The 13944-nt window shown below is 61.3% G+C and carries 14 protein-coding genes; 11 read left to right on the top strand and 3 right to left on the bottom strand.

Annotated features, from left to right (window positions below):
• Positions 1–32 precede the first annotated feature (32 nt).
• The 9 genes from F3J18_RS01570 (at position 33) to F3J18_RS01530 (ending at position 9348) form a co-directional block, all read left to right on the top strand.
• Positions 33–773: a type VI secretion protein gene (locus tag F3J18_RS01570; protein ID WP_166910910.1), complete on the top strand. Its 741-nt coding sequence runs from the start codon at positions 33–35 to the stop codon at positions 771–773.
• Entirely contained in the window at positions 770–1780 is a 1011-nt protein-coding gene (locus F3J18_RS01565) for a type IV secretion system protein (RefSeq protein WP_166910908.1), read from the top strand. The genes F3J18_RS01570 and F3J18_RS01565 overlap by 4 nt, the downstream gene beginning before the upstream one ends.
• A complete protein-coding gene (locus tag F3J18_RS01560; RefSeq protein WP_166910906.1) occupies positions 1780–3132 on the top strand; it encodes a TraI domain-containing protein in 1353 nt (450 codons plus the stop codon). Before F3J18_RS01565 ends, F3J18_RS01560 begins: the two co-directional genes overlap by 1 nt.
• Positions 3129–4997, top strand: a complete 1869-nt coding sequence (gene traD / locus F3J18_RS01555; RefSeq protein WP_166910904.1) for a conjugative transfer system coupling protein TraD — start codon at positions 3129–3131, stop codon at positions 4995–4997. Before F3J18_RS01560 ends, traD begins: the two co-directional genes overlap by 4 nt.
• Before the next feature lie 10 nt (positions 4998–5007).
• Positions 5008–5523 (top strand): hypothetical protein, encoded by a 516-nt coding sequence (locus tag F3J18_RS01550; RefSeq protein ID WP_166910902.1) that lies wholly within the window; start codon positions 5008–5010, stop codon positions 5521–5523.
• A complete protein-coding gene (locus tag F3J18_RS01545) occupies positions 5480–5743 on the top strand; it encodes a hypothetical protein (protein WP_166910900.1) in 264 nt (87 codons plus the stop codon). The genes F3J18_RS01550 and F3J18_RS01545 overlap by 44 nt, the downstream gene beginning before the upstream one ends.
• Positions 5733–6338 carry a DUF4400 domain-containing protein gene (locus tag F3J18_RS01540; RefSeq protein WP_166910898.1) on the top strand — a complete coding sequence of 202 codons (606 nt, stop codon included), beginning with the start codon at positions 5733–5735 and terminating at the stop codon, positions 6336–6338. The genes F3J18_RS01545 and F3J18_RS01540 overlap by 11 nt, the downstream gene beginning before the upstream one ends.
• Positions 6339–6693: 355 nt before the next feature.
• On the top strand, positions 6694–7608 hold the full coding sequence (locus tag F3J18_RS01535) for an ATPase (protein ID WP_166910896.1): 915 nt from the start codon (positions 6694–6696) through the stop codon (positions 7606–7608).
• An 18-nt stretch (positions 7609–7626) separates the two neighbouring features.
• Positions 7627–9348, top strand: coding sequence for an ATP-dependent helicase (locus F3J18_RS01530; protein ID WP_166910894.1), 1722 nt, complete (start codon positions 7627–7629; stop codon positions 9346–9348).
• A gap of 85 nt (positions 9349–9433) precedes the next feature.
• Here the strand turns inward: F3J18_RS01530 and F3J18_RS01525 are convergent, their stop codons facing one another.
• The 3 genes from F3J18_RS01525 to F3J18_RS01515 all read right to left on the bottom strand — a co-directional run bounded on the left by F3J18_RS01525 (position 9434) and on the right by F3J18_RS01515 (position 11768).
• Entirely contained in the window at positions 9434–9829 is a 396-nt protein-coding gene (locus F3J18_RS01525; protein ID WP_166910892.1) for a hypothetical protein, read from the bottom strand.
• The gene (locus tag F3J18_RS01520; protein WP_166910889.1) at positions 9826–10233 is read right to left on the bottom strand and encodes a polymer-forming cytoskeletal protein; all 408 of its coding nucleotides are present in this window, start codon (positions 10231–10233) and stop codon (positions 9826–9828) included. The genes F3J18_RS01525 and F3J18_RS01520 overlap by 4 nt, the downstream gene beginning before the upstream one ends.
• A 926-nt stretch (positions 10234–11159) precedes the next feature.
• On the bottom strand, positions 11160–11768 hold the full coding sequence (locus tag F3J18_RS01515; protein ID WP_166910887.1) for a DUF1845 domain-containing protein: 609 nt from the start codon (positions 11766–11768) through the stop codon (positions 11160–11162).
• 615 nt (positions 11769–12383) lie between these two features.
• Between F3J18_RS01515 and F3J18_RS01510 the strand changes: the two genes are divergently transcribed.
• Both F3J18_RS01510 and F3J18_RS01505 read left to right on the top strand, forming a co-directional pair.
• Complete coding sequence (locus tag F3J18_RS01510; protein ID WP_166910885.1) at positions 12384–12650, top strand: hypothetical protein; 267 nt, start codon at positions 12384–12386, stop codon at positions 12648–12650.
• On the top strand, positions 12647–13921 hold the full coding sequence (locus F3J18_RS01505; RefSeq protein WP_166910883.1) for a hypothetical protein: 1275 nt from the start codon (positions 12647–12649) through the stop codon (positions 13919–13921). Before F3J18_RS01510 ends, F3J18_RS01505 begins: the two co-directional genes overlap by 4 nt.
• Positions 13922–13944: the final 23 nt, after the last annotated feature.

The raw sequence follows: 13944 nt of genomic DNA, 5'->3' as shown, positions 1-13944 counted from the left end.
ACCCACCGAACCATCGACTGAAAGGCTTTCCGATGAATCTCTTGCCGACCCTTCGCACCGCGGCGCTCGCGGCTTCTCTCCTCCTCAGCCAGCACGCGTCGGCGATTTTGGTGTTCGACCCGACGAATTTCGCCCAGAACGTCGTGACCGCGGCCAAAGCGGTCAAGGGCGAGATCTACCAGAACACCAACATCCTCTATCAGTACCAGATGATGATGAACGACCTACTGCAGGCGCAGAACCTGAATCCGGCCGCATGGAAGGCAGCGTATGACCAAATCACCGGGGACATCAACAAGGTCAAGGGCCTGGTTGGCACGCTCCAGGGCCTTTACGGCGACCTCAATAAAGGCGGGGAGTGGGTGACCCAGGTTCAGGGGTTGATTAGCCGATCGGGGAAGTCGAACGCGCAGTGGTTCTCGGACATGAACACCCTGTTCCAGCAGAACGATAAGGTCGCGCGGAATCTGTTCCAGATGGGGTCGAACATCATGGAGCACACGAATGAGATGGCACAACGCCGACAGGACCTTCAATCGCAGCTGTCGATGTCACCGACGCAGCAGGCGACAGCCGAGATCACGACGCACTACCTCGACATTGTGACGAGTCAGAATTCGGACATTCTCCAGCTCAACGCTGCCAAGGCCCAGAAGGACGCCCAAAAAGACGCGCAACAAGCGGCAGACGACGAGGAGAAGGCGGGGGACGCGCAGAAGTTTCTCTCGAAGCAACAGGCCGAGCGGGCGGCCTACGGGGTCACGACGCAATGAGGCACGATATGGCGCGCTTGTGGCTGTTGAAGGTGCTGCTATTTGCCGTGCTAGTGCTACCGGCGATTGGTCGAGCCGCGGCCCCGGATACGCCTTCCGTGCCCGGGACCTCCGGTTGGAGCTCGAGCTACGTGGTCGGGGAGGTCGCCCAGGGTGCGATGGCGGCGATCGACGAGATCACGAAGTTGATGAAGGATCTGATCGATCTCGCGGTCACTGTCAGTAAATCTCTCGATAAGGATTCCGACAAGATGGCAGGCGGCCTCGCGGTTATTACTATTGTCCTGGCGTCCCTGCGTTTCGCTGCGACAAAGGACTCGGTTTTAGCGTGGGAAAGCCTCCTCGAAGATCTTGCAATCCTGGGAATATTCACGTCCATCTACGTGTCGTATGCCACCTGGGCACCGGGATTCTACAAGTGGTTCAACGATATGGCGGTCGCGGTTTCTGGAACCGATGCCCAGTCTCTGCCGTCGGCAATGGTGAAGTCGGCGGGAGCGATATTCGACGCAATCAACGAAGCGCTGAAGGCGGAACACTGGTGGAACTATGTCGCCTTGGTCATCAATCTAGTTCCGCTTCTTGCGGCGTGGTTCATTCTGATGGTCGCGTCGTTGGTGTTCCTGTTCTACGTCTCGCTCGGCACGATCCAAATGGCGATCGCCATCGTGATGGGGAAGATTGCGCTCGCGCTCGGCATGTCGGAGTTCACGCGAGGATGGTTTAAGAGCTGGCTCGATTTCACAATCGGGGCCGGCATGTACATGGTCGTTGCCGCAATTCTCCAACGGCTGATGACGACCACTCTGGCCACGACGTTCGCGAACACGATTTCGAAGGGACTGACGACACCGTATTCCGGGTCAATGACGTTCGATCTATCGATCTTTGTGCTCATTCTGGCCTTCGAGATCCCGAAGTTCGCGTCAATGTTCGGCGGCGGTGCCAATGCAAGCGGCGCAGCCTTCAAGACCTTGGCCAAGGTGGCGACGAAGGGCATGGCGTGATGAGCGATTCACGTCTTTTTCCGCCTGGCGACAACGACGAGCTCCTGCACCGCAACGAGCGCCGTATCGAGCTGATCGCGCAATGCGCCAACGAATCGCCGCGGGCTGAATTCGATCGAAAATGGATGGTGCTGATCCGCCGTTGCGCGGATTGGTTTTCGTCCGTTCCGCTCAGCCCGGAGCTGTACCGAGAACCTTCCGGTGGGTTTCGATGGACCGTCGAAACGGCTTTCTATGCGATGCGTCTGGCCGGCGGCCTGAAGTTCGGTTCGAACCTTCCGTCGGAGCGCCGGCGCCGCATCGAACCCCAGTACAGCTACGGTGTGTTCCTCGCCGCAATCTGTTCGGGGTTGGACGAACCGTTCCGCCATTTCGAAGTCGAGCGGGCATCGGACCGCCAGGTCTGGAATCCCTCCGTCCATGGAGCGCTCGGGCCCTGGCTCGCGGGCGCGAGCTATCGTGTGGCACGGCGGCCAGCGCCGCTCCCGGTCGAACGGATGCGCACAGGCGTGTTGGCGCATGCCCTGGTTGGTACGGAGCTGCTGTCTGGCCTGGATGGCGAGGTGCAGGCCGAAATCTTTGGCGCGATCAATCCAGCGTCGAGCCCGTTAGGCGGTGTTGAATCGCTCACCCATAAGGTGGTGCGCCAGGCGGTCGCGACGGCAGCCGAATTCGATCGTAAGGCGCAACGCGCAGTCTTCGAGCCGGTGACGTTCGCGGTGCCGTCGGCGATCCATGTGGCCGCCGAGCTCGAGCCCAGGGTCGAGGCGCAACGATCGGTGGCTACGCCGGTACCGGAAGCGGCGGCAGCACCGGCACCGGCACCAACGGGAGCTGCAGCGCAACCAGTGATTGCCGAGTCGCCGTCTGCGACAGAGACGGCCGAGGCGAGTCGTGCGTCGAAGGACCTTGGCTTCTCTGGCGCGGCCGCCCCGGACGGGGAAACTGCGCTCCCGCCGTCGGCGCCTCCTGCGGGGCTCGATGGACGGCAGATGGCGCTCGAGTTGCCCCCGCCGGCGGTTGCCGTCAATCCCGCCGAAATGCGACGGGTTTCGGCCGTCGCCCCGGGCGCTTCGCCAGCGGATCGCTTCGCCGAGATCCTGAGGGGCGCGCCGCGGATGATCTCGGATTTCTTCTTGGCGCTGCAGCAGGACGTGGCCAGTGGAAAAGCCAAGGTGCGGTGGGACGACAAGGGGCTCACTGTCTCGAAGCGAACGATCGGTAGCTATGGCGTGACCAGCGATACGCTGATCGAACATATGCGCCGGCGCAATCTGCTTCTCGCGAACGATCCGGCCGAGGTGATGTTGGCGCCGCGCATTGGCGAACTGATCCAGGAGCGAGAAGCATGAAGGGCCATATAAACCACTTTCGCCCCATCTACGAGGTGCGGGGAGCAATCGGTTGGCTCATGGCGCTACTTGTCCTTCCGCTTTCGGGCATGCCGTATGGCTGGGTTTTCGCCCTGTTCGCGCTCGCGATGTTCGGTCTCCGCTCGGGTCAGGTGTGGCGCGCGCTCAAGTTCCGAATGGGGCTGTCCACGAAATGGCTGACGACGCTGGCGGTACCGGCGTTGCTCGCGATCCAAACCCGCATGCGGGCTGAAGTGAACGCGATGTATCTCGGCACCGGCTTCGAATGGACGCAAAAGCACTGTCAGATGGCGCACGACATTTTGCGGATGCCAACCACCGAGATCCCGGGGCTGCCGAAGTGGTTGCCGAAAACGAAAGCGGGGCGCGCGTTCGAGGAGATGATCGAGAACCTTTTTGCACCGAAAGACAGCATCCGGGATCGCACGCCGCAGGGTGTGTCCTGGACTCATGGACTGGAGGCAGCGAAGGGCTACGTGCCGTTCCACTATAAAGCCATGGGTGGCCATACTGCGGTGGGTGGAACAACGGGCTCTGGCAAGACACGGTGTTACGAGGTCATCACGACGCAGGTCATCCACGGCGGCGACGTGCTGATCGACATCGATCCCAAGAACGACAAGGAGTGGAAGGCGCGAGCTGAGCGCGAGGCGGAGCGCACCGGCCGAAAGTTCCTCTACTTCAACCAGGCGAAGCCGTCCGAGTCGATCCGCCTCGAGCCGCTCGAGAGCTGGTCGCAACCTTCGGAAATCCCAAGCCGCATCGCACAGCTGATGGAGGAGGGGCCGTTCCGATCCTTCGCGTTCCTCTTCATCAGCCGATCGGTGAACGGTGAACTGTATATTGGCGACAAGCCGAACCTGCGCTCGATTCTGAAGTATGCGCAGCTGGGCATCGATCCACTGCTGGAGAAGGCGCTCATGCGCTTCTTCATTGAACGCGGTCTGATTGACTGGGAACAGCTTGTCACGGCCGACACCGTGAGAATTGCGAACAAGCCCGGATCGACGCGCGTCGACGCGATGATCTCGCTCTACCAAGCCCGGTTTGGTGCGCAGGATCGAGCCCACGAAGCGATCGATGGTTTGATCGCGACGCACTTGCACGATCGCGAGCATTACATGCGGATTATCGCGTCGGCATTGCCGCTGCTCCAGATGCTCGCGACCGGAGAAACCGGCCTGATGCTCGCTCCGAAGGTTGACGACTTCGAGGACGAGCGCGAGATCTGGACGATCGAGAAGGTGATTCGACAGAAGGCGGTACTCCATATCGGCCTTGACTCCCTGTCGAACAGTATCGTGGCGAAGGCCATCGCGTCGATGATTCTCGCGGACGTGTCTGCCGTGTGCGGTGCGGTCTACAACTTCTATGACACGACGCCTGAGGTCGTGCTGGTCATCGATGAGATCGCGGAAGCGATCAACGAGCAGGTGATCCAGATCCTGAACAAGGGGCGCGGCGCCGGGTTCAAGGCGTTCGTGGCGTTCCAGACGCGCGCCGACCTCGAGGCGAAGCTGGGGAATGCCGCGAAAATGCTGCAGGTTTTGGGGAACCTGAACAATCAGATCATCTTACGATTGGAAGACACCGACACGGCTGAGTGGTTCTCGAAGAAGGTGGGGGATACCGCGATTCGCAACCTGATCTTCTCAAGCAGTACGAGTAAGGCCAGCGAGGGTCACGTCGGGGAGTTTACCGGTTCGGTAACCCGCTCGCAGCAGCTGGAGGCAGTGCCGTTGATTCCGACGCGTCTGATACAGACCCTTCCGAATTTGCAGTATTTCATGCGGATTTCGGGCGGCGCGGTGTACCAGGGACGTATTCCAATTCTTACAGGCTAAACAACCAAGCATGTCTGCCGTATTCAAAAAAATCATTCGCGAGCACAAACTGTCTGCCCACCTGACGCCCGTATTCACCTTCGCACCTGAGCTGGAATTGGTCTGCACCCGCGTCGCAGAATTCGTTGGGGAGCACTTCATCGGGAAGACGGAGCCCCTCGTCAAGGAGATGTTCTCGGACGGGCTGGCCGAGTTCAAGCGCGTGCGCAAGAACGGCGATCCGCATGTCGCGTTCATGCAGGGTATGTTCCGGTCGGCGCACATGCTGTATGCGCGGCGCTTTGTCGTGCGCGACGGCGAACGATGCCACGTCTGGTCGCCGATGTTCGAGCCGGTAACGGCGTTTGAGTCCCGGTTCAAGGCGGCGCCGGAGATGGTGAATGAGCGGTGTCCGGAGAATATCAGCCAGAAGTCGGCTGCATTCCAACTGGCCGCTCGCGCGCTGACAGGGGAAACCTTCAGACTGTACTTCGAGGAATACGATGTCGCTCACACATTTTCTGATTCGGACGCTGGCGCGGCTTGACGACCATACCGTGCGGCGAGTGATCGCGACAGCAGCCGCGCAAGATGAGCCGACCGCGCAGCCCCCGATGGAGTTTCGGCAAGGCAGGAACGCGATGGCCTATGCGCTGGCGGGGTTTATCGCCAGGCGGCCTCTCCAGTTCTTCGTCGGACTGTCCGGCCTGATCGCGTTTCCGATCTACCTGGTCGGCAGGCTTGTTGGGGGCTTCTATGGCGGGTAGCCGGTTCGTCGGACACATCAAGATGTGGTTTTTCTTTGTGCCCCTGCTTTCTGTCGCGCTCCTTCCGGCTGCTCCAGCCCCGTCTCTCTTTGAGATCCCGGATGCCGAAGCGGCGTCCGTGGCGAGCAGCCTCGGTGACGCCAGAACTGCAGCCGTGGTGGCGGCAACGAATGACAGATTTCGGCACTACTTTATCGACAGCGGTTTGGTGCAAGCGTCGATGGAGTCCGCCGGCGGGTCCCCGATCGCGGATGGGGGGATCGCGAACTTCGCAAACAGGTGGGTCCGAAATTTCTGGCATCTCGTCTACCGCATGATCTATCGGCTCACGGTGATGAAGTATTGGTTGCTCGGCGTGCTGGTATTCGGAATGGCGATGTTCATTGACGGGTCCGTGCGCCGCAAGGTTCGGGCCGCGGCCGCGGGGTACGTCAGCCCACTGTCGTTCCACCTCGCGGCTCACGGGATACTCGTGGTGTTTGGCGTGACATTCACGGTGCTGATCGCGCCGTTGCCGCTGCTTGCACCCTACTTGCTGGCGATCGCTGCGAGCCTGGGTGTGCTGCTCTGGAAGGTTGCATCCTCGTACCAGTGATGCCGAAAAGCTGGCAATTTTCATATAGCTTTCTGCGTCTAGGCCCACAACCGGTTGTGGGCCACCTGGTCACCCGACTGAGGAAAGCGTATCGAAACAGACGACGTTTCCGGCGGTTCTTCTCGAGCTGTCGAGGCACAATGATTCATGGCCTTCGGTCCTAGGAAAGCTCGACTCCCCGTAGAGCTTTCAGCCTTGCCCCCTCTTAATCGGAGGGGGTTTTTTTTCGACCCTCCGGGACGAATCGCTGCGAAAGCCGCGCGAAATCGATCACGTTTTGGACGCGTGCCGCGGTATTGGGCCGCAAGAATAGATGCAGGCCGCACGTGCGGTTAGTCAACTAGAAAGGATCCACATGAGCACGATCAACGAAGAACCGCACGTTGGCGTCAGTAGCGCTGACGTGACATCGGACGCCGGCGCAGGGGCGGTCGACGGCTCGGAGGCAAACGCGATCGAAGGCGGCAATGTCCTCGCGCCGGCGGCCACCCCGGAGTTGGTCGACGCCCGGCAAATCACGGATGGCGCGGACGATGGAGACGTCGAACGGGAACTCGACGAAATGGAGCGGTCGGCGGGCGTCCTCCAGCGTGAGGGGCTGATCAGCGCGGAAGAAGCAGCGACGAAGCGAGACGAGGTGGCACGCACGCGTACGCTGTTCCGAGACCTGCCGCCGGAGCAGCGCGCACGGATCGTCCAGCGCCGGCGCGAGATCGGCCGCGAGCTGATGAACAAGCAGTTGTCCGGCGCTGCCGTCGTGACCGCCCGGGTCACGATGAGGCATACCCGGCTGAAGCCGCTGTTCGAGCAGTGGTGGCCGTATCTGAATCGAATGACGATCAACATGCAGCGGTTCGGCCGAGTCACCTATGGCGCGAACGAGCAGGGGGTCGTGAGCTCGTGGTTCGAGAAGCAGTTGGACCAGCTCGAAGGGTACGTGGACGAGCAGTTGGACGTCGCGAAGGGGTTTCGGGAAAAGACCGAGACCGAGATGCGGGAGCGGGCCGAAACGGTGTTTGTTCCTACCGTGACGAAGCCGTCGCTGGATATCGAGGTCGAGGCTTACTCGCGGTTCTCGATGCGGCTGCTCTCCGTGATCCTGAAATTCGACCAGGTGATGGACCACTTCGATTTTCTGGTCTGGAACGGCATTCGCGATCAGTCCGACGTCGATGACGAAACTGCGCGCTTTCTCCGCAAGTTCCATCCGGTGGGCCTGCGCGGCTACACGACTCACTTGAAGCTGATGAACACGGTTCGCGGTAACTAACCCGAAAGGCATGGTGCCATGCTCGACGAGTTGAATCCCCAACAGCGCGAGGTGGCACTTCTACGCCGCCACTGCCTCGCGATCGCCTGCCCGGGTGCGGGCAAGACGAAGATGAGCGCTGCCAAGGCCGCCTGGCGGCTGCAGGATCCGACTGCGCTGGTCGGCGCTGTGACGTTCAGTAAGGACGCGGCGCTCGAGCTGCGTGAGCGCATCCTTGCTTTGGCCCCGCCCGATGCGAAGCGCCGCCTCATCGCCGGCACCTTCCACTCGCTGGCCTACAAACAAATTCAGCAGCCCGGCCGAGGCCGCCCGGACATTGCGTCCGACGGCGATCGCTTGGCGTTACTTGGGCGGGTGCTGGCGGAGCTCGGGTACAACTGGAAGGTCGAGGAGGCCGTACCGATCGTCGAGCGCATCAAGACGAACTTCGGTAGGGCCGGCGAAGGAACGGCCGAGGCTGCGCTCTACGCCGCATACCAGGAAGCGCTCGAACGCAACGGCAAGATCGACTTCCAGGATATGTTACGTCTCGCCGTCGAACGGATGCAGAGTGGGGATATCCGTCCCTACCGGCTCACCGATCTGCTCGTAGACGAATTCCAGGATACGGACCCGCTGCAGTTTCGATGGGTCGAGCTGCATGCGCGTGCGGGCACGCATGTGACGGTCGTGGGTGACGATGACCAGAGCATCTACGGGTTCCGGGCGGCTCTCGGGTTTCGAGGCATGGAGAGCTTCGCGAGCACGTTTGAAGCGCAACGCGTGGTGCTGGGGAGCAACTATCGCTGCCGAGCGGAGATTCTGGCGGCCGCCGACCGGGTGATCCGGAACAACGTCGACCGCATGCCGAAGATCCTTCATGCCGCCCGGGGCGCCGGCGGCGCAATTGCGGCTCGACGGTTCGACGACGAGTATTGCGATGCTGTGGCCGCCGTCGAGGCGCTGCAGCCGAGGCTTGCCGGCGGCGCGAGCTGCGCGATCCTCGCGCGCACGAATCGAATTCTCGATCCGATCGAGTCGGTGTGTCGATCACACGGCGTACCCTACTACCGCGCGTCAGGCGGCTCCGTGCTCAACAAGCCTCAGGCCGCGTTGATGTGCAATTTGCTGCAGGTGGTCGAAGGCCACAAGCAAAACGGTATCGACGCAGTCTTGGGCTATATGGGTGTGAGTTCCTACGACCTCGGCACGTTGCACAAGCGCATGGGCACGTCCTTCGTTCAGCTGCAAAAGCAGGAGCTGGTCGGTCTCGGACTGAGCGAAGAGACTGCGACCGCATACCGAGCCTTTATGAAACGGCTGGGTGAATGGCAGGCGCTATGCCAGAGGACGTTTCACTCGCTCGCGTTAGAGGGCGTCTACGAGTGGATGATGACGTATGCCAAGGGTGACGTCGCAGCTCGAGCGATCCAGTGCATCTACGACGTCGTGGGGCGCCTGAATGGCACGTTTACCGATCGTATCGAATTTTTGAAGCGCGACAACAATAAGCCTGGAGATGGCGTCCTGGTGCTGACGACGATGCACAGCTCGAAGGGGCTCGAGTACGACCACGTTTGGATCAGCCGATCGGAGGAGGGGGTGGTGCCGGACGACAAGAGCCCTGAGTCGGAGGAGCGGCGCCTCTTTTACGTCGCGATGACCCGAGCACGCGATAGCCTGACCATCTCGTCGATCAGGAAAAATCCGGTGTCTCGTTTTGTGATCGAGTCGGGAATCGAACGGCAGCCGGCCGCGTGACGCGGCCGGATACACCTATTCAGAACGAGACGACGGGGCCACAACAGAGCGCGCGAGCACCTGCCATCGTGTGGCCACGGAGTTCCTAGGCGCTCACCATCGAGCGCCGGATCCGAAGCACAAACCCAAACGCCGCGCGATTGAGTGAAGGGGTAATTTCTAAACTGATAAGACAAACTAAGATTACCAGGACGAAATCAGTCAACACTCCCCAGAGATAGAATGCCCCCCGGCCGATGACCCCCAGTTGTTCGAGGTTGCCTGCGGAAAATGGTTGGAAGCGGGCCGACGCGTCTGTGACGGTCCGTACGAAAAAATATGCGACGGTCTGTAGGATCGAGACAACTTGCGATGTCCCGTCGTCGCGGAAGAATGGCACGAGACTCCAGACAATGTGTGCCGCGAGGATGATCACCGGAAGCGTCCAGACACACGCCACGGCGACGTCGGTGCGGCGCCGGATTCGACGGAGCACCTTCATTCGGGTGCACCGTTGGCTTTAAGGCGCTCGGCAGCAGTCGCACGGTCGCTGGGCGAATTTTCGATGATGAGCTCGCGCGACACGCGACGGAGCTGCCCATTAAGCGCGGCTTGCTGGCCGAGCCGGATGGTGCCGCAATAAAACACGTTCCCTAGCACGCGGCCGTTAATCTCGAGCATGGCGCGCGCGTGGACGTCGCCTTCAACAACGCCATCTATCCGGACGACCTCGCCGTCTACCTTTCCCTTGACGATTCCGCCAGTGCCGACGTGCAGCAGACCGCCGGTCGATATGATGTCGCCGTTTACCAGAGCGAAGACGCTCAGGCCATGGTCGAGGATCATGTTGCCTTCGACCACCAAGCCCGCCATGAGGACCGTCACGTTATTTGGTTTTGCTTTCATGGTGAGCCTATCTCAGAACAGTGGAACATCGCCGGCCTTAGCTGGCGTTGGAGACTTCGACGGGGATTCGACGCGCAGCGTGGAGGCCGTCGTCTCGTTTACGGCCGTCTCTTGACGTTGACGCGCTACTGCTCGATGTCCGCGGTGCTGGTTGCCTTTCGGCTGCTCAGCGGATCGTACCGAGGGTTGCTCAGCTGCCGGCGCGGAAGACGTTGCAGGTACCGCCGAGGGTGCTTGTTCCGCCGTCGCGGGCTGTTGCTGGCCAGCGGCGGCGCTCGATGCGGCACTGTCGGCCGGAGGTGACGACGGTGCGCCTTTTTCGTGGAAGGTATTGGGCCGGGCGTTGCTTGCCCGTGCCGCCGATTGGCCAGCTTCAGGGGGCTGTTGCGTTCCTGCGCCTTGTGGATGCGTCCCGTTCGGCGTGCGTTCGGCCAGGTCGGCGAAGTCGCCGCTGGTGAGCTGCCGCTGAGGGCCGGTGGGCGCAGAGTGGGAGATAGCCGCCAGCGCCGTGACGGGGGAGGGTCGGGTTGCCCCCGCGACGTCTGCGACGGCCTGGGGCGGGTTGAGAGCGTGCCAGAGCCTGGCCGCGCAGATGCCGGTCAGCGCCGCTCCTGCCGCCAGGGCAACGACAATAGCGGCCGGCCGTCCGAGTTTTCGACCTGAAGAAACGAGCCGAGTAGTAAGGCGGTCGCGCGCCAAGCCAGGCCGGTGGGGAGCAGGAAGCGCCCGCACGTGGCTGTTGATGTCGATGACGACGGGTTGCGACGAATACTGGGCGTGCAGCGCCTGGATATCTCGAATGTCCAAAATGGGCTCCGTGGTTGATCGAGACGCCGCGAGGAAGTGTGAACGCGCGACGGGCTCGAGACGAGCTTATTCACCGGACAGCTGGGTCAAGGTCCGGTCTTTCCGCGAAATCTCAGGCGTCAGTCGCGAACGGTGCCGTCGCTGTCGTACCGGTCGTTGTCCGGGATGCACACGGTTTTGACGTGTAGGATCCGGCCTTCGGCGTTCTTCAGGATGTTGGCGCGGTCTTGCGGGGTGATCTTGTCGGCGAGCTGCGCTTCCATGGATGCCGTGAAGAGTCGGTCGTACTGGGTTAGGCAGCGGACCAACAGGCCGGCAAGAGGCCGAGTCACCTTCAGCTCGATCTGTTCGTAAGGAAAGGTGAGCGCGCGCGCGTTGTGGCGTTCGACCCAAGCACTCGCTTTGCGCATCCAGTCCGCCGTCTCCCTCAGTGCGATTTCGAGTGCCCGGACCTTGCCGCCGCGCGCCACCGATATTTTGGCGGCGCAGAAGTTGTAGTCGCTTCGGATGAACGTGCGGGCGAAGACGGAGCTGTAGTGCAGGATCGTGACCGCGTCGGAATCCGGCACGATCTTGTCGATTCGGCTGTCGCTCGTCAGACGCTGGATCGGTTTGAGACCCGTCGACGTGGCAAGGCGGACACCCGGCTCGCCGGCCGGTAAGGTGGGCGGCGTGGGCGTGTCACATTGCCCGCGCCCTTGGTGCGGTGGTTCGAGAACGGCTGACATGGTTTTTTCGGGTGGTCTCTCTCATTGACAATTCTGCGCGTGCCGCACGTGTGATTTGTCAGGAAAAGCGTGGCTGTTTTCGTGAGCTTTTCGGGGATTGCCGATCGAGAATTTCGCGATACTGACTCTACTTCTCGCGTCTCTGACGCATCGACCTTGACTTCGCTGGCCGAAGTCCATCTTTTGTACAAGCCGTGCCAATGGGCATGCTCCGACTGGTTGGCAACCGGTGTGGAATTTCTTTTTGATGAGCGCCTCGCCCGTGCTCCCCATTTCAGTCATGAAACTCGTCGCTGGCCGCAGTCTTCTGCGCCGCGACGTCGTTCGAACCCCGACAATGGGTGTCTCTCTCCAGGCCTCTGTCTGGGTAGAACGACTGTAGTCGACTGAGCCGTGATCCTGCGGCGGAATGGCACTTCCGAAAATGGGCTGTAGCGCAGCGTGACCATGCTGCGCGAGGACGACCTAACGTCCTCTCTATGAGCCACCCGGCTCCCTGAGCACCACGTCCCCGGAAGGGACGTGGTGCTTGGGTCATTCCACCGAATCCACGAAGCGCGTTCCTCTGCCGAGGGACGCGCTTTTTTTCGTCTTTTTTCTGTCCTGGAGGTACGTGTGCTTCCCAATCGTCTCAATTCCCGGATTGCCGACGTGATCAGTCAGACGATCGCGGAGGAACGCTCGACCACCGATACGACGTCGCCCGCCTGGCGGGAGCGTTGCGAAGTGGCGCAAGTCGCTATGTTCACCGACAACGAGCGCCGGATTTTTCTGACCAGTATCGCCACCCGCCGCGGAGAGGCGGCCGCCAGCGTGCTCGAGCAATCGGCGGACGCGTTGCGGACTCAGGCGATCTTCAAACTTTCGAGGAAACCTTCATGAATGCAGTGGTCAATTTGGTCGGCGGCCCCGTACGGAGTGTCGTCGAAGAGCGGGCGATGCGCCCGCCCGTGATCGGGAGGATCCGTCCCGGGATCAAGGTCCTGACATCGGGTGCACGCAACAATCCGAATGCGGTCGCGCTGTACGAGGCAATGGCGGCTGCTGGCGACTCGTTCGAGACGATCGGCAAGGCGATCGAATCGCGTTGCCAGATCCGGAATGCACTGGCTCCGCGCAACACGGATTATTTCACCTGCCGGCGCTCCGATTTCAACAACCCGGATGTTGCTGACGAGATCCTCCGGCTCTACGGCGAGGATCGTGGACATGGCCCGAGGCTCTACCGCTTTCCGGTGCTGTTCGCGTTCAACGACTGGATGCAGAACATCCCCAACGAGATGGCGGCCTGGGGCTCCAGCGGCCGGAAGTACTTCTCGGAATATGGCGGTGATGGGCTTCGGTATTGCAAGACCTACGCGAAGGTTGAGCGCGATCCGCGCGCGCAACGTGCGTTTCGCCATTTCGGCGGCCGAGACGTGATTTTCCGACAGGACGATCCGATTCCGGACGGTATCTGCAATCCCGAACATTGCCCGCAGTATCAGGGGCGGCAATGCAACCTCGGCGCGCATTTCGTATTCGCGATTCCTGACATCAAGGGCCTGGGCTTGATCGAACTGCCGACCAATTCGATCTACGTGCTGCAGAAAGCCTATGCTGCGATGAAGACAGTCCAGCTGGCACGCGGCAAGCTCACGGGGACCCGTTTCTGGATCTCGAAGCGCGAATTCGACATCACTCGGATCAACGACCAGGGCGAATCGGTTAGGCAACCGCAGATGCTGACCGTGCTCGATGCCGATATCGATATCGGCGCGCTGCTCGACGGCGCCGAGGGCGCGCCTTTGGCGATCGAGGAATCGGGTGCGACGCAAAGGAGCGATTCCGGCGGCACCGTGTTACGACTCCATCCCGCAGAAGTCGAAAGCACTGCGGGACACGTCGACCAGGCCGTAGACGGTGACAGCCCGCCGGAGTCGATGGAAGAAAAGCGCCACCGCATGCAGGACCTGCTACAGCGCCTCGGTTTCGTTGAAGACGAGCGGCGTAACGCGTTTCGCATCTACGGCCGCTCCCAATTTGGGCGTGGCTGGGTGGAGCGGACTGTGGATGTCGACAAGATGATCGAACGATTGACGTCGGCGCTGGAGGATCCCGCCGGGTTTGAGGCTGACTTCGACGCGGCGATCAAATCCTTTCACCACGCGTAACTTACACCACGTTTACCGGCCCT

This window comes from Burkholderia sp. Ax-1720, from assembly GCF_011753035.1.
Classification (GTDB): Bacteria; Pseudomonadota; Gammaproteobacteria; order Burkholderiales; family Burkholderiaceae; genus Burkholderia; species Burkholderia gladioli.
The sequence above is the reverse complement of the archived record's forward strand: the minus strand, read 5'-3'. Positions and strand labels throughout refer to the sequence as shown.